The organism is Ruegeria sp. N4, assembly GCF_056531425.1.
In genome coordinates this window covers 46,899-68,900 of record NZ_JBQFLT010000014.1, presented here as the reverse complement: position 1 = coordinate 68,900, position 22,002 = coordinate 46,899, and the positions used below count along the sequence as shown (strand labels likewise).

The following is a 22,002-nucleotide window of genomic DNA, read 5'->3' as shown; positions in this document are numbered from 1 at the left end:
GAACGTAGGTGCCGGTTCGGGTAAGGTCAAGATATCTGGGTGCGGGCCAGTGCATCCGTCACAAGATCGTGTGGCAGCCACATCAGGTCCGCCGTTCGGGTCCAAAGGATCGCCGTGCGGACGGTCTTGTGAGGATAGATCTGCGCCAGCGCCTGCGCATAGGCCCCCATCTGGCGCAGCAGGCCCTCGGGGCAGGACTCGGCACTATCCGGAACGGTGGCATTTGATTTGAAATCAATCACATGCACCTCTGTTTCCGTCACGATCAGCCGGTCAATAACACCGTGCATCCGCTGCCCGTTCAGGTCGGCGGACACGGGCACCTCGGCCAAAATATCCGGGGCGAACACTGGGCTGAGGGGGGCCGCCGTCAGAACGGCCACGGCTTCGTTCAGCAACTCGGTTCGATCCGCGTCGTGCATACCGGGCAGAAGCCGGGCGCAAAGCTGTGCCCATGTGTCCTGTGCGGTACCGGGCAGGTGCTCCAGCAACAGATGCAGCCGAGTGCCGCGCAGCTTTGCGGCCTCTTCATCCTGACCGGCATCACCGGGTAGCGCCTTTGCCCCGCCCAGTTCCGACGGGCTGATGGCTTCCTCGATCTGCGGTGCATCTGGGGCGGCTTGCGCGCAGAACGCGGGCAGATCATACGCCGTTTCCGGCGCGGCGTGGTGTTCAACGCATGGCAGGGCATCCCAATCCCCATGCGCCAATCGCCGCTTGCCCGAACCTTCAAGCTGGGTCGCCCCTGCCCGTTCCATCGCGGTCTCGACCATCTGGTACCAACTGGTCCCATCCTTGCCGACATCCCCCGCGGCCGCCACGATCAACCACTTTTCAGCCCGTGTTAGAGCCACATAGAGCAGGCGTAGCCGTTCGTTTTCCTCGCGGCTTCGGGCCTCATCCCGTGCCTGAGAGATCAGCTTGGGCGACACATCCGCAGGCACCTTCCACAACGGCGTTCCATCCGCGACCATGATCTCGGCATCGCGCGGGGCCTGCCGTTTTCCGGTATCTGGCAGGATCACGATGGGCGCTTCCAACCCTTTTGAGCCATGCACCGTCATCACCCGGATCATGTCGCCCACACCGCTCATCTGCCGTTTGATTTCCAGATCGTCGGTCTGCATCCAGACCAGAAACCCGGTCAGGCTGGGAATATCCGTGCGCTCATAAGCCAAAGCCTGCGATAGCAGCGCGTTGATCCCATCCTCGGCCTCGGCCCCCAACCGCCCCAACAGCTTTCGCCGCCCGTCATGGCGGGTCAGAATGCGTTCGATCAGGTCATAAGGGCGCAGGAAATCGATCTGCCCGCGCAGGTCGTTGAGCATGGCCAGCGTTTCAGGAAATTCCTCGGCCCGGTTGCGCAGCGCGGCCCACAGGAATTTCTCTTTCCGCCGATGGGCCAGATCGAACAACGCCTGTTCGCTCCATCCGAACATCGGTGATTTCAGGACGGTGGCCAGCGACAAGCTGTCCTCGGGTGTGGCAAGGAAACTCAGCAGCGCGGCCAGGTCCTTGACCGCCAGCTCAGCGCCGACTTTCAGGCGATCAGCCCCGGCAATGGGCAGGCCCTGGGCCTTGCAGGCGCGAATGATCTCGGCAAACAGGTCTGAGCGGCGCTGGACCAGGATCAGGAAATCACCCGGCCGTACTTTGCGGCGGACAAACGTACCGGGCGTTTCGCCATCTTCGGGGACCGTCTCACCCTGCTCGATCATGCGCTTGATCGACCCTGCCACCTGCTCGGCCAGAATGACGGTGTGGTGGCGCGAACCGGGCCGGTCAACGGGGTCGGTCCAGTCGCCATCCTCGTCATCTTCGACCTTTTCGACCACCGGCCACAGATCGACGCGCCCCGGCAGATCCGCCTTGAACGCGCGGTGTTGGCTGTCCTTGTGAAACCCCGCATCGGTGCGGTTTTCGAACAGAATATCGACCAGCGACAGGATCGCGCTGGAGGATCGGAACGAGTATTCCAGCGTAGAATCCCAAAGTTTAGAGCCTGATTCTGTCAGCTTTCGCCCAAACTCAGCCTGCATCCGATCAAAGGCTTGCGGGTCCGCGCCCTGAAACGAGTAGATCGACTGTTTCTTGTCCCCGACCACGAAAATCGTGCGTTCGACTCCGGATCGGGCCCCCTCCCCGCTGGTGAATTCCTGAGCCAGCTTTTCGACCACATCCCATTGATCCGGGCTGGTATCCTGCGCCTCATCCACCAGAATATGGTCGATGCCACCATCGAGTCGGTACAGCACCCATTCGGCCACCGCCGGGTCGTTCAAAACCTGTCGTGCGCGCAGGATCAGGTCGTCGAAATCCAGCCAACCGCGCAGCTGCTTGCGCCGCTCGTATTCCGGCAGGAAAGCGGCGGCAAAGCGATGCAGAACGGCCGTTTTCTGCGAGGCCACCAGTGCGAGGCGCTGTTCGCGCGCGGCCTCGACCCGCAACATCAACGCTTCGAGTTGCGGCATCCGGTCAGCCAACGCGCCTTCGCGCAGGGCCTTGGTCGGGAAGCCGTTGATCTTGGCGGTAAAGGGTTCTTTTGCGCCTTTGCCGGTCAGAAACACAGCCTCAAGCATGGGCAGATGTGTCAACCGCGCCTCGGTGAAGCCAGAGAGTTTCGCCGCCGCCTTGGCGTTGTTGCCGCCGCTTTCGATCAGCGCGGGCAACATGGATTGAATCAGCTCGACCTCGCCACCCAGAAACACCTGGGCCAGCAACTGGTCTTCGTCGAACCCTTCGGACAGCCCAAAACGCTGCAACAGGTCGGTGTGTTGTAACGGCTGTGCGAACAGGTTGCGCCGTTGCGCAACCGCTGCTGTCACCTTGTCAAAATCTGTATCGGTGACGAAGCGTGCAACATCCTCGATAAACCCGGCTTGGGGGCCTTCGGCGAAATCCTCAATGATTTCTTCGCGCAACAAGGCGGCGGCGCGGTCTTCCATCTCGGTGAATTGCGGGCTGACACCGGCCTCCAAAGGAAATCGACGCAGCAGCGAGGCGCAAAACGAGTGGATGGTCTGGATCTTCAGCCCGCCCGGCGTTTCAATCGCGCGGGCAAACAGGGTGCGTGCCTGCGCCAGCCGGTTGGGATCAATTACGCCCTCGACACCCAGATCGGTCAGTTGTTGCAACAGCGATGCGTCGCCCAGCATCGCCCATTCTCCCAACCGCTTGAACAGTCGGTTCTGCATCTCGCTGGCGGCGGCCTTCGTGTAGGTCAGGCATAGGATATGCTGCGGCTGCACCCCGTCCAGCAACAGCCGCGCCACGCGGTCGGTCAACACCCGCGTTTTGCCCGACCCCGCATTGGCCGCCAGCCAGGTCGAAGCATCGGGGCGCGCGGCCTGCACCTGCCGCTCGGTCGCGTCGTTGCGGGGGGTCATGTCAGGTCCTCAGGGCGGGTTTCGGCGGTGCGATCCCATTCGCCGAACCGGGCCAGATGGTCATAGTCGCCAATGTCGGTGTCCTTGTGCAGCATCCGGCGAGATGAAAAGCCCTGATAAGGCTCTAAATAGGCCGAAATCAGCTCTTTCAGCTCGGCCAGAACCTTGTCGGCGGGTTCCTTGTTCAGCGGTGCGGCGACCTCTTTGTAGGTGCCGCCCATGCCGATAAAGATCGCCTCGGCCACGCTGACGGGGTCGATCCCTTCGATAGCGCCCTGCTCGGCCATGGCGGCCTCGATCAGCAGTTGTTTGTCGAACTTGGCCTGCTGGCTTTCGGTCGGCGGCGCGCCGGTTTTGTAATCGATGATCCGCAACGCGCCCCGGCTGTTGCGGTCGATCCGATCAGCGCGCCCGACAATGGTGAAATCCAACGGCGCAAGCACCAGCTTCATCGCGGCCTCAAAGGCCACCGGCCCACCATCGCCCCGGCGTGTGGTTTCGGCGGACAGGAAAGCGTCGGCAATCCGTTCCAGCCGTGCCAGCCACAATTTGCGCGCGGTCGGCCAGGCAACATGGGTTTCCAGCAAATCCTGCGCGCGTTTCAGGAAATTCTCGCGGGTCAGCAAGGCGGTGTCCAACACGCTGTCCTTGACGAAATGTTCGAGGATTTCGTGGATCACGATCCCGCGCAGCACGGCATCGGGGGCCTGCACCAGCGGGTCCAGCGGTTTCAGCCGCAGCACATGCTTGGCGTAGATCGCATAGGGATCGCGGATCAGTCGCTTGATCTCGGTCACCGACAGACGCCGAGGCCGCGCCGCGACCGGAGGGCGCGGGGACGGGCGTTGCGCCGCATCGATCCGGGGGGCCTGTTCCAGCGTTTTCGCCCAGCTTAGGTATGTTTGACCCCGCGCGCGCATGTCTTTCAGAGCCTCTCGGCCTCCCTGATCGGGCAAACCCTGCAGCAGGTTGGTCAGGCGGTTCAGCCACCGCGACGGCACGGTTTCCGCATCGTCCGAGCGGGTGGCGCGGGTCAGGCAGACCTCGGGCGCGCCGATGGCCTGCTGGAAATCATGCGCCGAAAGGCCGATCCGGCGCTCGGGCAGCAACAGCCCCGCCTTGTCGCGCATCTGACGGTTCAGCCAGGGGTCGGGCGCAGGGGCCTCGGGCCAGCTGCCCTCGTTCAGACCGCCCAGTATCAGCAGATCGGCCCCCTGCACGCGGGCCTCAAGCGTTCCCCAGATCATGATTTTGGGATGCGGGGCATCGCGGTCGCGGACCTCTTCCCCGGCTAAAAGCGCACCAAGCAAGTCGGCGAAATCATGGGCGGTCATGGGCCCGCCATGGTGCGCCTCATCCTGCAGGGCGGTCAGAACGGCCAGCGCCTTTTGTCCCGCGTTCTTGTCCCAGAGCGTGCCTTGTTCGCCTGCGCTGCCGGCTGAAATGGCCTCAGCCAACTTCCGCAAGCGATCAACCCAGTCGGTCAGCGGGCGTTCACCGGTGATTTGCTGATCGCAGAAATGCGTTCCGACCCAATTCAGCCAATCCGCAGGTGCGTCGGTGCGAATGGCCGAGGTTGTCAGGCTGGCATGATCGGGAAACGGGGGGCCATTGCGGCGCAGATCCAGTTCCAGATCGCGGGTGTGCAGCAGATGCGCGCCACGCTCGGCTCCATCATGACAAAGCGGGTGTTTCAGCAGGGTCAGCAAAGCCTCACCATCCAGCCGACGGGCAAACAACCCCGCGACATGGCGCAGGAACCGGCCCGGAGGCGACAGTTGCAAGGGTAGGCCTGCGCTGTCATCGGGCAGGATGTTCCAACGGTCCAGCGCCGCGCTGACCTGACGGGTCAGCATCCGATCCGGCGTGATCAGGGCGGCGGTCTGGCCGGTTTCCGCCGCTTGTCGCAGGCGCAGGGCGATGGCCAACGCCTCGGACCGGGGCGAGTCCGCCTCGATCAGTGTCAGGTCCTTGGTCGCACGGTCCAGATCCGCCAGTTGCGGGCCTTCGGACATCCAGGCGTCGGTGATCGGGGCAGGGCGCAAAGCGAGCGAAACCAACCGGTTACGCGCGGGTGACGGTGGTTGCTTGTCCGTCCAGGGCTGAATCTGATCGGGGGTCAGTTCCAGCGCGTGCATCAGCTTGCGGAAGCGGTATTGCGGATGATCCTCTGAGGTCAGCGCCTCATCCAGACGATCCCAAACGGCATCCGGCTGGTCAAAATCATAACCCGGCAGGATCAACGCGCCCTGCGGCAAGCGCGCAACGGCCTGCATCAGCATCAGCGTCGTACCGCGCGATCCGGTCGATCCGGCTAGGACTACGGGATGCTCAGGCGGCGCGTCCTGCCAGCGGGCAATCAGGTTCTCGACCACCCGACGTTGGCGGGCCTGCGCATCCATCGCCTGATCGCCTGCGTCGACAAAATGATCTGCGATGCCGATAAACGCCTGTGCCCGCGCCCAATGGCCAGATATGTCGCTGACATCCAATTGCCGGATTGCGTCGGGTGAGACACCTTCGCCCTGCATCTCATCAATCAGCGCCGCCAGACTGTCAGACAGATCAAACAGCGAGGCGCGCGCAGCCAGATCGGGCTGTTGTTCTAACAGTTTCGAGATCAGCTGCGTCAGTTCCAACCGCCGCCGCAGGGGCGGAATGGCGGGCGGGATCTGCGCCAGATCGACGCTTTCCCCCAGATCGGTCACCAGAGACAGGCGGGGCAGCAGGCAGGGCGGGCCCTGATCGAACAGGTCCCGCACGCGGCGCGCCATGCGGCGGGTATTGACCACCAGTTGCACCCGCGCCAGCGCCTCGGGCGGGCCATCGCAGCGTTGGTGCAGCCCGTCGAACAGCGCCTTGGGAAAGTCGGTGCCGGGCGGAACGGCGAATACGCGGGGCAGGGCGCTGGGTTCAAACATCGGCTAGCAACCCTTCGGCCAGCGCAATCCCCTCGGGTCGTCCGACATCGCACCATCGACCGGGGTATTCGGTTGCAAATAGCCGATTTTGGTCCTGCATCCGGTTCCAAAGCAGGTTGAGAGAGAACGCCTGTTCCGAAAACTCAGCCAAGCGATCCGTTTTGATGATCTGCGCGCCGCCATAAACCAGGCCCGGCCCGCGTGTGATCCGGCCTTCGGCATCCGCGGTGAAATCGCCGGTGCCGTTGTGACCCACCGTGCGGGCAATGGGGATGCACATCAGCAGGGCATCCATCCTTTGCGGATCCCACGCGTTTTGCAGCAAGGTCAATGGGTTCGGCCCGGCCCAGATGGCGTCGGTGTTCAGGGTGAAGACCGGGTTTGACGCCAGCAGGGGCAGGGCGGCACGCAACCCGCCACCGGTTTCCAGAATCTCGGGCTCTTCCCGCGATAGCAGCACCCCCTTGGGCGTCAGATGCGCCGCAAGCTGATCGGCATGGTAGTGCAGGTTTACGACCACGCGTTCGGGATTTAAACCTTCCACATGGTCCAAAGCGTGATCGATCAGAGGTTTCCCTGCCACTTCGATCAAGGGTTTGGGCCGGTCTTTGGTCAACGCGCCCATGCGGGTTCCAAACCCGGCGGCAAACATCATGACCGCTGTCGGAGCATTGGTCATACCGCCCTCAGCCTCGCCAGATTTTCTGCAGTCGGATCGGGCAGTGCCTCCCGCACCACATCCGCAACTGAAAGCAGGGCGGGATGTTCCAGATCGCGCATTAGGTGCGACCAGGTGGCCGGGATCAGGTCGACATAATGCGGTTTTCCATAATCCGTGGCCAGCCGTGCAAACCCGCCTAGAATACGCAGGTTTCGTTGCGCGCCCAGAACGCTGTAAGCGGTGCGGAAATCGTGATCATTCATGCCCGAGGCCGCAACATAGCGGTTGATCATCTGCATCTCGGTCCCCACCGAAACCGACCGGCGGACATCCTGCAGCAAGGACACCAGATCATAGGCGGGGTGCCCCAGCATCGCGAGCTGGAAGTCCAGCAACCCGACCCGCTGCACCCCGTCACGATCCGGCATCCAGATCAGGTTCTCGGCGTGGTAGTCGCGCAGAACCACCACTTTTGTTCCGGACGTTTCGCGGTGCAGAATATCGGAAAACCGGCTTTCGAACCGAGCCAGCGCATCGGTGTCGTGGTGTCCCTGAATACCTTGGGCATATTTGGTGAAAGACAGCGATGACAGCTCGGTCATCAGCGCCGGGTCGTAGGACGGTAAAGACAGCGAGGGCGCATTGTGCAGGTGAAGCAGCACATCGGTCGCGGCCTCATACAATTTGCGTTCCTTGCCGGGGTCTTTGTCCAGAACGCGGGCGAACAGGTCATCGCCCAGATCCTCCAGCAGCAGAATGCCAAACTCGGCGTCTTCGGCGTAGATCTCGGGGGCGTTCAGCCCGACCGAGCGCAGGTATTCTGCCACCCGCACAAACGCATTGACGTCTTCGCCTTTTTCGGGCGGCGCATCCATCAGAACGGCGGTGCGACCGGTCGCGGGATCGGTCAGACGCTCATAGCTGCGGTTCGAGGCATCCCCGGCCAAAGGCGCGCGGCGGGCCCCGGCCCATGGGGTCTGCGCGATCAGCGCCTCGGTCAGTATGGCCCGGTTGGTCATGTGGTCGTCTCCAGTTTTTGCGACCATTTCGGGTCGGACCATTTAAGCGTCAGGTGGCGGGTTTCTTCCGCGTTAGGGTCTGTTTCGAACACAAGACTTAACGCGGATTGCGGCGTCAGAGGGCCCAGTTTATCGGGCCATTCAACCAAGCAGATCGCGGTTTCAAACGCGTCGATCAGACCCAGTTCTTCGACCTCTTCGACCATGCTCAGCCGGTAAAGATCGCAATGCCAGACCTCACCGGCCTGCGTGTCATAGGCCTGAACCAGAGTGAATGTGGGTGAGGGCACATCCTCGGGCACCTGCATCAGCGACTGGATCAGGCTGCGGGCGAAATGCGTCTTGCCGCTGCCAATGGGTCCTTCAAGCAGCACAATATCCCCGGGGCCGAGGGTGTTGCCCAATCGGGTGGCAAAATCGGCGGTGTCGTCCGGGGATGTCAGGGTAAGGGAAACAGGCGGCGTCGTCATGGCGCCACAATGGCCTCGCGCCCGCGCGGCTGCAACCCGGTTCAGGCGCTGATTTGCTGGATTGGAGTTCGGTCCAGCACGGCGGCGTCACAGGCAAAGCGCACAATGGTCGCGCCGTTCTGCATTGGGGTTACCGTGCAATCCAGCTTGGTGCCGTCGCGCATCCCAATCTCAGCCGACCATTCGGCCCGGTTGTCGCGCATTTCAACGAAATCCCGGATCTCGCCCAGAATGGGCGTGGCAACACAACGCTCCTGCCATTTGCGGGTCACATCCATGACCGAGTCGCTGTGGAATCCTGCATCCTCGGCATCGCCCCAAAGCTTTTGATAGGCGTAGTTGGTCAGCGCCAGCGTGCCATCATCCGCAAAGACGGCAATGGCATCTGCCAGCTTGTCCAGAATCGATTGCATCAGGTCCATTTCCGCACGGAACCGGCGGGTCAGGGTGATTTCGGCTGTAATATCTTCGAACAGAAAGGCGACGGCCCCATCGGGGTGTGGACGGCCGCTGACGGAATAGACCGAGCCGGACGGCAGCGACCAGGTTTCCTGATAATTCCCATCCTCTGCCGCCTCGAGCAGATCGTTCATCTGCTTGCGCCAAGACCGGTAATTTTTGGGTTCCGGCATCATATGCTGATCCCGCAGCCGGTCAAAGAAACTGGACAGGCTGGGACGGCAGCTTAGGAAATCCGGGGGCAGGGTGGTCAGGTCGATCAGGGCCGGGTTGAACAGGGCCAGCTGACGGTTGCGGTCAAAGATGGCCAGACCGATGGACAGCTGAGCAAAGGTCTTGGTCATCGTCTGCACGAATTTGCGCTGGGCGGTTTCCGCCTCGACAATCGCGTTGACGTCCATGGCATAGCACAGGCAGCCCTCGTCATGTTCGATCTGGGTCAGGTCGAACCATAACTGACTGTCGCTGCCGACAACATCAATCGGGATGCGGGTTTTCCCGGCGGGTCTTGGGTCACCCTTTTGGGTCGGAAACAGCGGCGCAGTCAGATCTACATCCTGACCGCGCGCCTTGCGGGCCAGCGCGATATAAGCGGCGTTGCACCACGTAACCCGGTTTTTGTGGCCCCAAAGCCAGACCGGATAGGGGGCCTGATCCATCGCCAGACGGATCGGATCGTTCGGATCGCGCAGTTGGCTTTCGGATGATTTCGCAGGTTCGTGCAACTGCACCCGTACGATTCCGTCGATCCATTCGCACAGAACCTCTCGCTCAACCGTGCAATCGATGGCAGAGACCACCAGATTGCCCTGATCGCGCACGATATCCGGCGTTTCCGGAAAGTTGGGGAAGTCCCGCTGCAACAAGCGGCGCAGCCCGTCCCAATCCCCCACCTGCTCGAACCCTGCCAGCGCGATATCGGAATGGCTGATCAGCCGGTCCCCGTCGAACAGAAACACCGCGTCAAACAGCGAGGCGTTCGAAAACATCCCATAGCTGTCATCCCGGCGCGCGCGGCGCGGAAGCAGCCATTGAATGGCCAGACAGCACGATACAAGGCTGATTGTGGCCAGGATGATCCAGTCAGCCATAGAAAACCCCATGCCAGAACAAATGCTGGGATCAGACTATGGCTCTGATTGGTTAACGGTCTGTTAATTCAGACCTGGATGTGCTGGTTGCTGCCCGAAGGCACCGGCGTGTCGCCCTTTTGCGCGTCAATCAGCTTGCGCGGCCAGGACACCCGCACAATCGCGCCCTTGTGGGCGGGATTGTCGGACAGGTGCTGATAGGGGTCCGATCCGTTGGCAAATTCCAGTTCGGCCCCGCTGCGTTCCAGCAGGGTCTTGGCGATGAACAGGCCCAGCCCCATCCCTTCGTATTCCGGGCGGGCGCGCTGATCGGTCTCGGCCCGGCGACGGCGCATGAACGGATCCCCGATCCGCCCAATCAAGTGTGAGGGGTAGCCGCGACCGTCATCCATGATGCTGACAGTGATCTGATCCGTGGTCCAATGCGCCTCGACCCAGACATTGGCGCGCGAGAAATCCACCGCGTTCTGGATCAGGTTGCGCAGGCCATGAATGATCTCGGGTTTGCGCAGGATCGAGGGCTGTTGCACGTCCCCATCCTGTGCCGGGCCTTCGGTGAAGTGAACCATCTTGCCGCGCTCGATATGCGGTTCCGCGGCCTCATGCACCACGGTCGAGATCGGGGCCTGCCGCAGATGCAGGTCATCCTTCCCGGCCCGGCCCATATCGCGCAGGATATCGCGGCAGCGGTCGGCCTGTTCGCGGATCAACGCGGCGTCTTCTTTCAGATCGGGTCGGTCATCCAGCTCTTCGATCAACTCGGAACTGGTCAGTTTGATCGTGGCCAGTGGCGTGCCCAATTCGTGTGCGGCAGCGGCAACCACACCGCCCAGATCGGTCAGTTTCTGCTCACGCGCCAGCGCCATATGGGTGGCCGACAGCGCCTCGGACATGGATTGCACCTCGGAACTGACGCGGTGCGAATAAGCGCCGATGAACACGATGGCGATCAGGATCGCGGCCCAGTTGCCGAACAGAAGAATATCCGGAATGCGCAGAATCAGCCCGATATCGGTGCGCAGGGGCAGGTGAAATTCGGCCAGCAAGGTGGCGAGTATGATGGCAACGCCACCAACGATCAAAGTGGACCGCGTGCTCATGACATTGGCCGAGATCGTGACGGGCCCCAGCAACAGAAGGGCAAACGGATTGTTCAGACCGCCGGTCAGGTACAGCAGAAACGCCAGTTGCATCAGGTCGAACAGCACCATCAGGAAGTTTTCGAACTCGGTCAAGCGCTTGTTCTGCGGGAACAGGAAAATCGCGGTCAGGTTGCCCATGACCGAAACACCGATGGCCAGATAGCACAGCCCGACCTCAAGCTGCACATGATAGGTTTGCTGGGCCACGGTGATCGCGGTGATCTGTCCCACGATGGCCACCCAACGCAGCAGGATCAGCGTGCGCAGCCGGATCCAGCTGCTGCGCTCCTGGCCGCGCCAAAACGTCTGGTTGGAATCTGCCATCGGTCGATTATGTCCTGTTGCATCGGCTGTTCATCTTGATAGGTGTCCCGGCCAAAACGTTCAACAACCCCTTGCGCACGGATAATCGCCATGACCCGCCTGTATGCTGTTCTCGCAACCGTTGTTCTGGCTATTGGCCTTGGGGCCATGTGGCTTTTGACGCAAGGGTCGGGCTCGGACGACAAGTTCGCGCAATGCCGGTCGAGTCAGATCGCCGGGGGTACAGCGGCCATTGGCGGGCCGTTCGAGCTGATCAACGGCAAGGGCGAGACGGTGACTGACGCAGATGTGATCACCGAACCGACGCTGGTTTACTTCGGTTATACCTTCTGCCCCGATGTCTGCCCGTTCGATATGTCCCGCAACGCCGAGGCGGTCGATATTCTGGCCGGGCGCGGGTATTCCACGACGCCTCTGTTCATCTCGATCGATCCGGATCGGGACACGCCCGAAGTGGTCGGCGACTATGCCTTCAACCTGGGTGGCAAAACCATCGCGCTGACGGGATCGCCCGAACAGGTCAAGGCCGCCAGTCAGGCCTACAAGACCTATTACAAGGCCCATGACAAAAGCGATGAATACTATCTGGTCGATCATTCGACATTCACCTATCTGGTGACGCCCGAGGATGGGTTTCTGGAGTTCTTCAAGCGCGACGACACCGCTCAGCAGATGGCCGACAAGGTTGGCTGTTTCCTCGATCAAGGCGCGTCCTGACAAGGTTGTTTGACCTTTGTTCCCGCGCTGCTATTACTCTTGTTCAAGCCAACGGCATGACATAGCGGAAAGACCCAAGAATGGCAGACAGTTCTCAGCTTGATATCGGCCCTGACAAATCCCTGCTTCTGGTGGATGACGACGAGCCGTTTCTGAGACGTCTGGCCAAGGCCATGGAAAAGCGTGGGTTCGAGGTTGAAACCGCCGGTTCCGTCGCCGCAGGTCGCGCGATCTCTACCGCCCGGCCGCCCGCCTATGCAGTTGTCGATCTGCGGCTCGAGGATGGCAATGGTCTGGATGTGGTCGAGGTTCTGCGTGAAAAACGCCCCGACAGCCGGGTTGTTGTACTGACCGGCTACGGCGCGATTGCAACCGCCGTGGCGGCTGTGAAGATCGGCGCGACGGATTACCTGTCAAAGCCCGCCGACGCCACCGACATCACCAACGCGCTGCTGGCCAAGGGCGACGAACTGCCCCCGCCGCCGGAAAACCCCATGAGCGCCGACCGCGTGCGGTGGGAGCATATCCAGCGGGTCTATGAGCTGTGCGACCGGAATGTTTCCGAGACGGCGCGTCGGCTGAACATGCACCGCCGGACGTTGCAGCGGATTTTGGCGAAGCGTAGCCCGCGGTAAAAAGCAGAGCTTCGACTGGTCTGTTCAAAGCGTAGTCTTTTAGACTACTCGCCAGACTTCGGATAGATGAACCCGTTCACCGGGTACAGACTGCCATACTGACCCGGAAGGCTTTCGACCCGAACCAGCGTCCAGTCGTTGTTTTTGGACACATCCTTCACGCCCATCTTCAACGACACCTTGTTGCGGTGCCAGTTGGCGTGGTTCACGATGACTTCCCGCTCGGTCACAACATCGGACACAACTGCCACATGGCCCAGCGGCATCCCGCGGGTTGCCCGAAACGACATGACCGAACCGACGACCGGTTCATTACCCCGCGCAAAACCACTGCGCGCCTTGCCCCACCAATCCTTGGCGTTGCCGCGAATTTCGATACCGCTGAGGTCGCGCGCATAGGGCACGCACCACACCCTCTGCCCCCGAGACTGCTTTTGCGAGACCTCGCGCAGCGCCATTGACTGACGTTCCGGATCAAGTTTCAAATCGGTTGGGCCGTGGGCGCAGGCAGAGACCAGACTCAAAAGCCCCACCGCAATTGCGGTACGGATTGTGCCGGACAAGCGCGGCCAAGTCGTGTCTGTTTTGCGTGTGCCGGTGCTCAAGAATCTTCACTGTCCATTCGAAGACACGTGAGTTTTAGGGGGATCCGATGGGTTGTGAAAAGAGGTCTGTCAGCGCGTGGCAATATTTCGCTGGTTCTCTGTTACATCATTGAGACGATTGGTGAGCTGAAAGGGGGCCAAAAACCGTAAGTGTTGACTACTGGGATTGGGCAGTTTGTCCAAGACGGCGCGGCGTCTGAACACGCACCGTTGGAACGTTACAGCGGATTTTGGTGAGACGTTACCATAGGAAGTTGGTTGGTTCCGCAGATAGTGCTCTGCTTTTGTATACTAGTTTAGCGCTTGCTCTACTTTCTCGATCATTTTTCGCTTTTCGATTGGGTTTGAGAAGGAAACAATCCCGCGAGCTTTCAAAACCTCTAACATGAAGGGCGCGTAGATAGTTGGTTCGATGTTCGGATAACTTAAGTGTGCAGTAATGACAGACATCCCCACAAACAGAGCTAGGGTTGGTCTTTTTTCCTCATACAGCTTCGAAGAATCACTGCTGTAATATTCTTCGAATTGCTGGAATTGTTTCTCTGAAAGAATGTCCTTCACCTTACTTTCATCGTATCCCGGTTCCGTAGGAACAAAAACAATCCTCTCGCTCGGCGGAATATTCTCTTCGATTTGTTTGCGTGAGAACCGGGTCAGTGCTTTGGCAGTATCCGACTTTTCAAAATCTACTATTTCAGAGAGCTGCGCGGCGGTGAAAGTCTCCATAATCGCGCGAGTGCTTCTTGTGTGAAAACCATGGATACCGATTTCCGAGATCGAATCCGGGATAAGCGCCTCGAAGCGGTCAAAATCGACGACCTTCACATTGTGCGCGCTCAACTCTCTGGCAAGAGCCTGCACGTAGAGCTTAGCTGCATGTTCGCTAACTCTCTGGTAGATCGCATCATCAGCGTAAAGGGATACAATATAAAGCGCATCTTCTTTGGGCGATGCAAGTGCCATAGAAGTCGTACAGCAGCAGGCCAGCATCACCTTTATTATCGACGTTGGTATTTTCATTTCCGTATTTATTGTTCATTCAAAAGTTGTTGGTGCCTAATCATATAAGCTTGCCTTACCTCAACCGACGGGCGCAAGGTGATTTTCAAACCCTCCATCACCGCCCGATCCGGACGACCGAAGAACTTCGTCGCCTCAGCCTCGGAAAAGCCAGCAATCTGCGTCGCCTCCATCCAGGCGCTGATCTTGTCGGCTTTCTTGATCTGCCGTTTCACCGTCTTCGGCACCTCGGCAGGCAGGCCGAACCGGATGTGGATGGCTGCTGCCAGACGGTCATCCAGCGCGCCATAGTCCGGGCCGACGGCGGATTTGACGGGTGAGATCATGTCGCCGATCACATATTCCGGCGCGTCGTGTAACAGGGCTGCAAGTCGCCATTTCGCGGGCGCTTTGGGGGCGATACGGCCAAAAATCTCTTCGACCAGCAAGGAATGTTCGGCCACGGAATAGGCGAAATCTCCGTTTGTCTGGCCGTTCCAACGCGCCACAAAGGCCAGACCATGCGCGATATCTTCGATCTCGATATCCACCGGGGTCGGGTCCAGCAGGTCCAGCCTGCGGCCTGACAGCATCCTCTGCCATGCTCGGGGTTGTGTTGCCATTCTGCCATGCCTTGTGAAGTGGGACACATTAAAATCGTATTTTTCTGCTATGATGTACCTGTCAGGATCACTTGCTGCCAACGTTTTCTTGAGCGTTCGTGCTTTGAAACATCGCCACTCGATCCCGACATAAAAACCGAGGGGGGCACACGCTTCTCCCGGTGTGCACCTCTCACAAATGCAACGCGAAGTGAAAGGAGCAAGTTATGTTCAAGCGTTTATTTGCAATTGCCCTGACTTTTGGCATGGCCGCCACGGCCCCGCCCGCCTTTGCCCGCACCTGTGCAGAGCGCGAGCATGTGATTGCCAAGCTGAAGGACAGTTACTCGGAAGAGCTGGCTTTTGGCGGTTTGCAGAAAACACGCGGCGCGCAGTCGGTCATGGAGGTTTGGACCTCAAAAGAAACGGGCAGTTATACCGTTTTGGTGACCCAGGCGAACGGCATTTCCTGTATTGTCGCCGTTGGCACCGATTTTTTCGAAGCGATCCCGAAAGTCAAAGTTGACGGCACGCCAAGCTGATTAAAGTGGCGTAACACTCCGTTTTCGGACATCCACATTGCCACCTGCCCCAAGGGATGTTAGGGGCAGCCAAGTGTGATTGACCGGAAAAATGGAGCGCCAGATGGCCGGGGACTATATCGTTAAAGACATTTCGCTGGCCGGGTTTGGCCGCAAGGAACTGGATATCGCCGAAACCGAAATGCCGGGGCTGATGTCCTTGCGTGCGGAATATGGCGACAGCAAGCCTTTGTCGGGCGCGCGCATCGTCGGTTCGCTGCACATGACCATCCAGACCGCTGTTCTGATCGAAACGCTGACAGCACTTGGCGCGGATGTGCGCTGGGCCTCGTGCAACATCTTCTCGACCCAGGATCACGCGGCGGCAGCGATTGCCGAGGCGGGCATTCCGGTCTTTGCCATCAAAGGCCAGACGCTGGAAGAGCATTGGGATTATCTGGACAAATCCTTCCTGTTCGAAGACGGCCCCAACATGATCCTTGACGATGGCGGCGACGCGACGCTGTACATTCTGCTGGGCGCCCGTGCCGAAGCGGGTGAGGACATCATCCCCGTTCCCGGTTCGGAAGAGGAAGAGGTGATCAAAAAGCAGATCGCCAAGCGCATGGCGGCTAGCCCGGGCTGGTTCACCAAGATGCGTGATCAGATTCAGGGCGTGTCCGAGGAAACCACCACCGGTGTGAACCGTCTGTATCAGCTGGTGAAAGACGGCCACCTGCCGTTCCCGGCGATCAACGTGAATGACAGCGTCACCAAGTCGAAGTTTGACAACAAATATGGCTGCAAGGAATCGCTGGTCGACGGGATCCGCCGCGCCACCGACACCATGATGGCTGGTAAGGTCGCTGTTGTGTGCGGCTATGGCGATGTGGGCAAAGGTTCGGCTGCCTCGCTGCGCGGTGCAGGTGCCCGTGTGAAAGTGACTGAAGTCGACCCGATCTGCGCGCTGCAAGCCGCGATGGACGGGTTCGAGGTCACTCTGCTGGAAGACGAAGTCGAAAGCGCGGATATCTTCATCACCACCACCGGCAACAAGGACGTGATCCGCATCGAGCATATGCGCGCGATGAAGGACATGGCCATCGTCGGCAATATCGGCCACTTCGACAACGAAATCCAGGTGGCCAGCCTGAAGAACCACAAATGGACCAACATCAAGGAACAGGTGGACATGATCGAGATGCCCTCGGGCAATCGCATCATCCTGCTGTCCGAAGGCCGTCTGCTGAACCTCGGCAACGCCACCGGTCACCCGTCTTTCGTGATGTCAGCCTCGTTCACCAACCAGGTGCTGGCGCAGATCGAGCTGTTCACCAAAGGCGACCAGTACGAAAACAAGGTCTACATCCTGCCCAAGCATCTGGATGAGAAAGTCGCGCGCCTGCATCTGGACCGCATCGGTGTGAAACTGACCAAGATGGACAATGAACAGGCGGCCTATATCGGTGTTGCGCCGGAAGGCCCCTATAAGCCCGAGCATTACCGCTACTGATCGCGGATCGGGTATGAGCAAACGCAAAGGACGCCGCCGGATTTCGTATCTGGCGGCGTCTTTCTTTTCGATCATCGTATTTCTATTTCTTGTTGGTTCGGGCGGGTATCTGTTGCTGTCCCATCCGCAATCGCCTGTTCCATCGCATTGGAATCCGATGCGGGATCTGACCGTGAAAGCCCGGGTCACACCAGTTACCAGATACCAATTGAGCCGGGCGCTGGCGGATGAGGCGCAGTGCCGGGCGGCCCTGTCCAACGCGGGCGCGGCGTTTGAACCGATGGAGGATCTGGTCGTTGATCAGAACTGCGGCATTGCCGGTCGGGGCGCGCTGTCGCAACTGACCTCAGCCAAGGTCGCGGCTGTTGAGACACGCTGCACCACCGCGCTGCGTCTGGCGATGTGGGAACACCACGTGGTCCAGCCAGCCGCGCAGGAGATTCTGGGCACCACGGTCCGATCCCTGCGCCATCTGGGCAGCTATAACTGCCGCCGCATGCGCACCGCCCAAGGTGAAAACAGCGGGTGGAGCAGCCATGCCACGGCGGATTCGATCGACATCATAGGCGTTACCCTGGCCGACGGACGGGCGCTGAACCTGTTGGACGACTGGACCGAACCCGGCCCCGAGGCCGATTTTCTGCGTCAGATCTGGGGCGGCGCATGTGATTGGTTTCGCGTGGTGCTGGGCCCTGATTTCAACCGCTTGCATGCCGATCATTTTCACCTTCAGGGGCCCGGCTGGGGCTACTGCCGCTAACCGTCCCGCCGTCTCAGCGTAGGGGCGGAATGAAATCTCCGCGGCCCTGCGGTGTGAAATCCAGAACGTTCCACAATGGCCACGCCGCATCCACATGCCGGGGGTGCCAGTCGCTGGGTTCAAAGAACAGCTCGGAACTCCAGAAATGGTGAATTCCTTCCGAAAGGCGCTGAAAGACATTCAGGATGGGAAGCTGGTCACCCCCTTCGGTCTCGGCCAGATAGTCGCTCTGGTACCGCGTCCCCAGCGCGGAAAATAGCGGGAGTGCATTCCAACCCATCTTGTCTTTGAGGGACAACAGTTTTTCGGGCGTGTTCTGCGCCACCACTGCAACCGATGCCTTTTGCGCCAGATGATGGATCTGAGAGTTCAGCCCATCCAGAAAGGCCGAGCACATCGGGCAGGGGCGTTCCGCATCCGGTCCGTACATCAGCGAATAGATGATCAGCGTATCCTTGTCGCCAAACAGCGACGACATCGGTGCGGCCTCACCGGCAAGATTTCGGAACGCATAATCGTTTGGGATCTCGCCCCCGACAGGCAGAGCACGGCGCAAGGCTGCGACCTTTTCAACCTTTGCTCTCAGGTCCCGCTCGGCGGAAAGAAGCGCGTTACGAGCGGATCGATATGCGGTGGTTTCATTGGGTAGGGAAACGGGCATCAGGACCTCCGGGATTCGTAATTAACAAAAAGGTTAAATAAAAAATCCACGAAAATCAATTTGCGAGGTTCCGCAAAGTTCGGCCTAGGGGGAAACCTTGTGATTTTTCCCTTTTGGGAAATCCCATTGCAAGGCTAGTCTCTCGGGCATCGGTGAAAAGTGCCGTGACAACGGATTAAGGAGAATGGGACATGGGCAAACGCGACGATTTGATCGCCAAATACGCTGAAGATCTGAAAGGCAAATGTGGGATGGACCCCGATATGGACCTGCTGACAAAGGTCACCATCGGTTGCGGTCCGGCGATCTATGACGCGGATGCGTCGACAGTGGCGGCCAGCCAGGAAGGTGAACTTGAGACCGTCAAGAACAACTTCCTGATCAAGAAACTGGGCCTGTCCGACGGTCCCGAGCTGATGGAAGCGATCAACAAGGCCATGGAGACCTATGGCATGTCCGAGCGCAACAAATACCGCGCGGTCGTCTATTACATGCTGACCAAGCATTTCGGGAAAGAATCCGTTTACGGTTGATCCCCACGCAATACGATTACAAACGCCCGCCTGTCCCCAAGGCGGGCGTTTTGCATTTGAATTGGATTCTAAGGACTTGCCGTTTGAAACGCGGTCGCGGATCGGGCTATGGTCAATCCAGTGACCAGGACGGTCAGAACCGGATTTTCGATACACGTGTGGTGAGTAGGGAGCACGTGGGGTAGGGAAGGTTCTGCGCCGTGCAGGGCCTTCCCTTTTTTACGTTCAATCCGCTTGGGTTTCGCCCAGAGCACAGATTGTAACCCATTCCGCATCGCTGACAGGCTGCACGGACAGGCGTGAGTTTTTGACCAGCACCATCTCGGCCAACCGCTCATCCGCTTTGATCTGATCCAGCGTCACGGGCTTGGCGAACGGGCGCACCGCCTTGATGTCCACACATTCCCAGCGTTCGTCATCGGTGGTGCTGTCGGGATGGGCTGCGGCGCAGACCTCGACGATACCGACAATCGCCTTGTCCTTTTGCGAATGATAGAAAAAGCCGCGATCCCCCACGGCCATCTGCCGCATGAAATTGCGTGCCTGATAGTTGCGTACGCCATCCCATTCTTCGCCCACATTGCCCTTGGCGACCTGCTGATCCCAGCTCCAGGTCGAGGGTTCGGATTTGAACAGCCAATACGCCATCAGCCGATCACCCTTTTCCAGGGGATCAACTCGACCGACTCGAACAGCCCCGCCAAAGCATAGGGATCGTTTTCAGCCCAGGTTTTGGCCTCGGCCATGTCCTCGACATCCAGAATGACCAGAGATCCGATCATGTCCTCTTGCTCCAACAGTGGCCCGGCTTGCGAGACGACGCCGGTTTCCTCGATATAGGCCAGGTGGGCCGCGCGGTTGTCCAGACGGGTTTGCAGCGCGCCAGCTTTGTCTTTGGCGATCAGGGCGATGAGCATTCTATTCCTCCTTAAGCGGCCGACCCAGCAGGGACTGAATCGCCTGTGCCACACTGTAGGCACCGTCGCTGAGTTCCGCCACCGTTGTGCTGATTGGCATGTCCAGCCCCTCGGCCCTTGCGATCTTGGCCATGGCATTGGCCGTGGCGACACCTTCGACGGTTGTGGTCTTGTCGAACGGCTGATTCAGACCCAAACACAGGCCAAAACGGTAGTTTCGCGACAGTTCGGATGAACAGGTCAGCACCAGATCGCCCAACCCGGACAGCCCCATCAACGTATCCGGTTGCGCCCCGCGCTGGGCGGCAAAGCGTTGCATCTCGGCAAAGCCGCGGGTGATCAGGGCAGCCCGTGCGCTGTCGCCCAGCCCTGCCCCGATGGCAGCCCCGCAGCCGATGGCCATGACGTTTTTCAACGCGCCGCCCAACTCGGCCCCGGTGGTGTCAGTGGTGCGGTAAAGGCGCAGATTCGCAGTGGTCAGCCGGGCCTGCAGGTCTTCGCCCGCAGCGGCGTCGGCACAGGCCAATGTCAGCGCGGTGGGCAGGCCGCGCGCGATGTCATCGGCAAAGCTGGGCCCGGTCAGCAGAGCTGGTTGGGCATCCGGGACGGTTTCGCGGATCACCACCACCGGGCCAAGCCCAGTGGACAGTTCAATCCCTTTGCAGCAGGCGACCAGGGTTTTGCCCGCCAATGCCGTTCGGTGCTGGTTCAAGGCCGCACGCAACTGCTGCATAGGCACCGAGACCAACAGCAAATCCGATTGGCAGGCCTGATCGATCTGCGCCGTCACCGTGATCTGGGGCGGCAAAGGCACACCGGGCAGGCGTTGTGCGTTCTCGGACGTGTCCTGCATGGCGCGGGCTTGCACTGCGTCGCGCGACCACAAGGTGACAGGCCCGTTGCCTGCCAGAGAAATCGCAAGGGCGGTTCCGAATGCGCCAGAGCCCAGTACCGAAACGCTCATGCCTTGGCCCCTTTCTTGCCGCTGCCCAGCATCGCCGGGCTGGTTTGATCCAATGGCCAGCGTGGACGTGCGGTCAGGTCCAGACCATCCCGCGCGCCGGTGCGAAAGCGTTCAAGCCCGGCATAGGCGATCATCGCCGCGTTGTCGGTACACAAGGCCAGCGGTGGGGCGGTGAACGAAACGCCTTGTTCGGCAGAAACAGTCTCTAACGCGGCCCGAATGGCGGAATTTGCGGCCACGCCCCCGGCCACTGCGATCACAGGATCGGCAGGGGTTTGTTCCAAATACAGACCGATCGCGCGACGGGTTTTCTCGGCCAGCGTATCCACAACCGCCTGTTGGAACCCGGCGCACAGATCAGCGCGGTCCTGTCGGGTCAGCCCGCCTTTTTCCGCCACGATCTGATCGCGCATCCGCATCAGGGCTGTTTTCAACCCCGAGAAAGACAGGTCACATCCGGGCCGATCCAACAAGGGGCGCGGAAACCGGAACCGCTTGGGATCGCCCGAGCGCGCCTCGGCCTCGACCGAAGGGCCACCGGGCTGCGGCAGGCCCAGCAAACGGGCCGTCTTATCGAATGCCTCACCCGGAGCATCGTCGATGGTGCCGCCAAGGCGGGTGAAAGCCTCAGGGCCATGGGCAATCAGGTATTGGCAGTGACCGCCCGAGACCAACAGCATCAGATAGGGGAATGATACGCCATCAGTCAGGCGCGGTGTCAGCGCATGCCCGGCCAGGTGGTTGACGCCGATCAGCGGCAGTCCGGTCGCGGCGCTGATCCCCTTTGCGCACATCACGCCAGACAGGACACCGCCAATCAGGCCCGGCCCGGCGGTTACGGCAATGGCGTCCATGTCGCCCAGACCCAATCCCGCAGCCGTAAGCGCCTGCACCACACAGGTGTCCAGCTTCTCGGCATGGGCCCGCGCCGCGATCTCGGGCACGACGCCGCCATAGGCGCTGTGCAGCTCGGTCTGGCCATGCACGACCGAGGACAGAATCTCGGCCTGCGTGCCCACTGTCTGGCGCACCACGGCGGCGGCTGTGTCATCGCAGCTGCTTTCCAACCCAAGGACGGTAAGTGTTTGCACCATTGGCACGA

Annotated in this window: 21 protein-coding genes; 6 read left to right on the top strand and 15 right to left on the bottom strand. The window is 60.2% G+C overall.

The annotated features are described in order from the left end of the window. Positions 1-26 precede the first annotated feature (26 nt). The 7 genes from addA to regB all read right to left on the bottom strand — a co-directional run bounded on the left by addA (position 27) and on the right by regB (position 11,473). A complete protein-coding gene (gene addA / locus ACR0LW_RS18445; RefSeq protein WP_480883828.1) occupies positions 27-3,386 on the bottom strand; it encodes a double-strand break repair helicase AddA in 3,360 nt (1,119 codons plus the stop codon). Further along, positions 3,383-6,307 carry a double-strand break repair protein AddB gene (gene addB / locus ACR0LW_RS18440; RefSeq protein WP_480883826.1) on the bottom strand — a complete coding sequence of 975 codons (2,925 nt, stop codon included), beginning with the start codon at positions 6,305-6,307 and terminating at the stop codon, positions 3,383-3,385. The genes addA and addB overlap by 4 nt, the downstream gene beginning before the upstream one ends. Next, positions 6,300-6,986, bottom strand: a complete 687-nt coding sequence (locus ACR0LW_RS18435; RefSeq protein WP_480883824.1) for a nucleotidyltransferase family protein — start codon at positions 6,984-6,986, stop codon at positions 6,300-6,302. Before ACR0LW_RS18435 ends, addB begins: the two co-directional genes overlap by 8 nt. Further along, positions 6,983-7,987, bottom strand: coding sequence for an aminoglycoside phosphotransferase family protein (locus ACR0LW_RS18430; RefSeq protein ID WP_480883822.1), 1,005 nt, complete (start codon positions 7,985-7,987; stop codon positions 6,983-6,985). The genes ACR0LW_RS18435 and ACR0LW_RS18430 overlap by 4 nt, the downstream gene beginning before the upstream one ends. Beyond that, entirely contained in the window at positions 7,984-8,457 is a 474-nt protein-coding gene (tsaE, locus tag ACR0LW_RS18425) for a tRNA (adenosine(37)-N6)-threonylcarbamoyltransferase complex ATPase subunit type 1 TsaE (RefSeq protein WP_480583213.1), read from the bottom strand. Before tsaE ends, ACR0LW_RS18430 begins: the two co-directional genes overlap by 4 nt. Before the next feature lie 41 nt (positions 8,458-8,498). After that, a complete protein-coding gene (locus ACR0LW_RS18420) occupies positions 8,499-10,007 on the bottom strand; it encodes a PAS-domain containing protein (protein WP_480883819.1) in 1,509 nt (502 codons plus the stop codon). 68 nt (positions 10,008-10,075) lie between these two features. Then, on the bottom strand, positions 10,076-11,473 hold the full coding sequence (gene regB, locus ACR0LW_RS18415; RefSeq protein WP_170520841.1) for a sensor histidine kinase RegB: 1,398 nt from the start codon (positions 11,471-11,473) through the stop codon (positions 10,076-10,078). Positions 11,474-11,563: 90 nt separating this feature from the next. On the opposite strand from regB, the gene ACR0LW_RS18410 reads away from it, so the two are divergent. Both ACR0LW_RS18410 and ACR0LW_RS18405 read left to right on the top strand, forming a co-directional pair. Further along, positions 11,564-12,190: an SCO family protein gene (locus ACR0LW_RS18410; RefSeq protein ID WP_170453322.1), complete on the top strand. Its 627-nt coding sequence runs from the start codon at positions 11,564-11,566 to the stop codon at positions 12,188-12,190. Between the two features lie 80 nt (positions 12,191-12,270). Beyond that, the gene (locus ACR0LW_RS18405) at positions 12,271-12,825 is read left to right on the top strand and encodes an ActR/PrrA/RegA family redox response regulator transcription factor (RefSeq protein ID WP_050604676.1); all 555 of its coding nucleotides are present in this window, start codon (positions 12,271-12,273) and stop codon (positions 12,823-12,825) included. Positions 12,826-12,869: 44 nt separating this feature from the next. Here ACR0LW_RS18405 and ACR0LW_RS18400 read toward each other — a convergent pair whose 3' ends face one another. The 3 genes from ACR0LW_RS18400 to ACR0LW_RS18390 all read right to left on the bottom strand — a co-directional run bounded on the left by ACR0LW_RS18400 (position 12,870) and on the right by ACR0LW_RS18390 (position 15,052). Further along, the gene (locus tag ACR0LW_RS18400) at positions 12,870-13,388 is read right to left on the bottom strand and encodes a CHAP domain-containing protein (RefSeq protein WP_480883817.1); all 519 of its coding nucleotides are present in this window, start codon (positions 13,386-13,388) and stop codon (positions 12,870-12,872) included. Positions 13,389-13,721: 333 nt separating this feature from the next. After that, complete coding sequence (locus ACR0LW_RS18395; RefSeq protein WP_480883815.1) at positions 13,722-14,450, bottom strand: hypothetical protein; 729 nt, start codon at positions 14,448-14,450, stop codon at positions 13,722-13,724. 8 nt (positions 14,451-14,458) lie between these two features. Continuing rightward, positions 14,459-15,052 (bottom strand): HD domain-containing protein, encoded by a 594-nt coding sequence (locus tag ACR0LW_RS18390; RefSeq protein WP_480883813.1) that lies wholly within the window; start codon positions 15,050-15,052, stop codon positions 14,459-14,461. Positions 15,053-15,258: 206 nt separating this feature from the next. Here ACR0LW_RS18390 and ACR0LW_RS18385 point away from each other — a divergent pair, with 206 nt between their 5' ends. The 3 genes from ACR0LW_RS18385 (at position 15,259) to ACR0LW_RS18375 (ending at position 17,825) form a co-directional block, all read left to right on the top strand. Beyond that, the gene (locus ACR0LW_RS18385; protein ID WP_480883811.1) at positions 15,259-15,573 is read left to right on the top strand and encodes a hypothetical protein; all 315 of its coding nucleotides are present in this window, start codon (positions 15,259-15,261) and stop codon (positions 15,571-15,573) included. Positions 15,574-15,676: 103 nt separating this feature from the next. Next, the gene (gene ahcY / locus ACR0LW_RS18380) at positions 15,677-17,065 is read left to right on the top strand and encodes an adenosylhomocysteinase (RefSeq protein ID WP_480583191.1); all 1,389 of its coding nucleotides are present in this window, start codon (positions 15,677-15,679) and stop codon (positions 17,063-17,065) included. 13 nt (positions 17,066-17,078) lie between these two features. Further along, entirely contained in the window at positions 17,079-17,825 is a 747-nt protein-coding gene (locus ACR0LW_RS18375) for an extensin-like domain-containing protein (protein ID WP_480883809.1), read from the top strand. Between the two features lie 13 nt (positions 17,826-17,838). On the opposite strand, the gene ACR0LW_RS18370 is transcribed toward ACR0LW_RS18375, so the two are convergent. After that, the gene (locus ACR0LW_RS18370; RefSeq protein ID WP_480883807.1) at positions 17,839-18,486 is read right to left on the bottom strand and encodes a DUF899 family protein; all 648 of its coding nucleotides are present in this window, start codon (positions 18,484-18,486) and stop codon (positions 17,839-17,841) included. 191 nt (positions 18,487-18,677) lie between these two features. On the opposite strand from ACR0LW_RS18370, the gene ACR0LW_RS18365 reads away from it, so the two are divergent. Continuing rightward, complete coding sequence (locus ACR0LW_RS18365) at positions 18,678-19,019, top strand: DUF2853 family protein (RefSeq protein WP_170453316.1); 342 nt, start codon at positions 18,678-18,680, stop codon at positions 19,017-19,019. A gap of 225 nt (positions 19,020-19,244) precedes the next feature. Here ACR0LW_RS18365 and ACR0LW_RS18360 read toward each other — a convergent pair whose 3' ends face one another. From ACR0LW_RS18360 to tsaD, 4 genes are read right to left on the bottom strand one after another with little or no spacing between them, the layout of a single operon-like run. Further along, positions 19,245-19,667, bottom strand: a complete 423-nt coding sequence (locus ACR0LW_RS18360; protein ID WP_480883805.1) for an EVE domain-containing protein — start codon at positions 19,665-19,667, stop codon at positions 19,245-19,247. Continuing rightward, positions 19,667-19,936: a YciI family protein gene (locus ACR0LW_RS18355; RefSeq protein ID WP_170453314.1), complete on the bottom strand. Its 270-nt coding sequence runs from the start codon at positions 19,934-19,936 to the stop codon at positions 19,667-19,669. Before ACR0LW_RS18355 ends, ACR0LW_RS18360 begins: the two co-directional genes overlap by 1 nt. 1 nt (position 19,937) lies before the next feature. After that, positions 19,938-20,900: an NAD(P)H-dependent glycerol-3-phosphate dehydrogenase gene (locus ACR0LW_RS18350; RefSeq protein WP_480883803.1), complete on the bottom strand. Its 963-nt coding sequence runs from the start codon at positions 20,898-20,900 to the stop codon at positions 19,938-19,940. Beyond that, a complete protein-coding gene (tsaD, locus tag ACR0LW_RS18345) occupies positions 20,897-21,994 on the bottom strand; it encodes a tRNA (adenosine(37)-N6)-threonylcarbamoyltransferase complex transferase subunit TsaD (RefSeq protein ID WP_480883801.1) in 1,098 nt (365 codons plus the stop codon). The genes ACR0LW_RS18350 and tsaD overlap by 4 nt, the downstream gene beginning before the upstream one ends. Positions 21,995-22,002 lie beyond the last annotated feature (8 nt).

Bases quoted from the DNA above. Each gene is read 5' to 3' on its own strand.
- addA (WP_480883828.1), bottom strand. From the start codon at position 3,386: ATGACCCCCCGCAACGACGCGACCGAGCGGCAGGTGCAGGCCGCGCGC.
- addB (WP_480883826.1), bottom strand. From the start codon at position 6,307: ATGTTTGAACCCAGCGCCCTGCCCCGCGTATTCGCCGTTCCGCCCGGC.
- ACR0LW_RS18435 (WP_480883824.1), bottom strand. From the start codon at position 6,986: ATGACCAATGCTCCGACAGCGGTCATGATGTTTGCCGCCGGGTTTGGA.
- ACR0LW_RS18430 (WP_480883822.1), bottom strand. From the start codon at position 7,987: ATGACCAACCGGGCCATACTGACCGAGGCGCTGATCGCGCAGACCCCA.
- tsaE (WP_480583213.1), bottom strand. From the start codon at position 8,457: ATGACGACGCCGCCTGTTTCCCTTACCCTGACATCCCCGGACGACACC.
- ACR0LW_RS18420 (WP_480883819.1), bottom strand. From the start codon at position 10,007: ATGGCTGACTGGATCATCCTGGCCACAATCAGCCTTGTATCGTGCTGT.
- regB (WP_170520841.1), bottom strand. From the start codon at position 11,473: ATGGCAGATTCCAACCAGACGTTTTGGCGCGGCCAGGAGCGCAGCAGC.
- ACR0LW_RS18410 (WP_170453322.1), top strand. From the start codon at position 11,564: ATGACCCGCCTGTATGCTGTTCTCGCAACCGTTGTTCTGGCTATTGGC.
- ACR0LW_RS18405 (WP_050604676.1), top strand. From the start codon at position 12,271: ATGGCAGACAGTTCTCAGCTTGATATCGGCCCTGACAAATCCCTGCTT.
- ACR0LW_RS18395 (WP_480883815.1), bottom strand. From the start codon at position 14,450: ATGAAAATACCAACGTCGATAATAAAGGTGATGCTGGCCTGCTGCTGT.
- ACR0LW_RS18390 (WP_480883813.1), bottom strand. From the start codon at position 15,052: ATGGCAACACAACCCCGAGCATGGCAGAGGATGCTGTCAGGCCGCAGG.
- ACR0LW_RS18385 (WP_480883811.1), top strand. From the start codon at position 15,259: ATGTTCAAGCGTTTATTTGCAATTGCCCTGACTTTTGGCATGGCCGCC.
- ahcY (WP_480583191.1), top strand. From the start codon at position 15,677: ATGGCCGGGGACTATATCGTTAAAGACATTTCGCTGGCCGGGTTTGGC.
- ACR0LW_RS18375 (WP_480883809.1), top strand. From the start codon at position 17,079: ATGAGCAAACGCAAAGGACGCCGCCGGATTTCGTATCTGGCGGCGTCT.
- ACR0LW_RS18370 (WP_480883807.1), bottom strand. From the start codon at position 18,486: ATGCCCGTTTCCCTACCCAATGAAACCACCGCATATCGATCCGCTCGT.
- ACR0LW_RS18365 (WP_170453316.1), top strand. From the start codon at position 18,678: ATGGGCAAACGCGACGATTTGATCGCCAAATACGCTGAAGATCTGAAA.
- ACR0LW_RS18360 (WP_480883805.1), bottom strand. From the start codon at position 19,667: ATGGCGTATTGGCTGTTCAAATCCGAACCCTCGACCTGGAGCTGGGAT.
- ACR0LW_RS18355 (WP_170453314.1), bottom strand. From the start codon at position 19,936: ATGCTCATCGCCCTGATCGCCAAAGACAAAGCTGGCGCGCTGCAAACC.
- ACR0LW_RS18350 (WP_480883803.1), bottom strand. From the start codon at position 20,900: ATGAGCGTTTCGGTACTGGGCTCTGGCGCATTCGGAACCGCCCTTGCG.
- tsaD (WP_480883801.1), bottom strand. From the start codon at position 21,994: ATGGTGCAAACACTTACCGTCCTTGGGTTGGAAAGCAGCTGCGATGAC.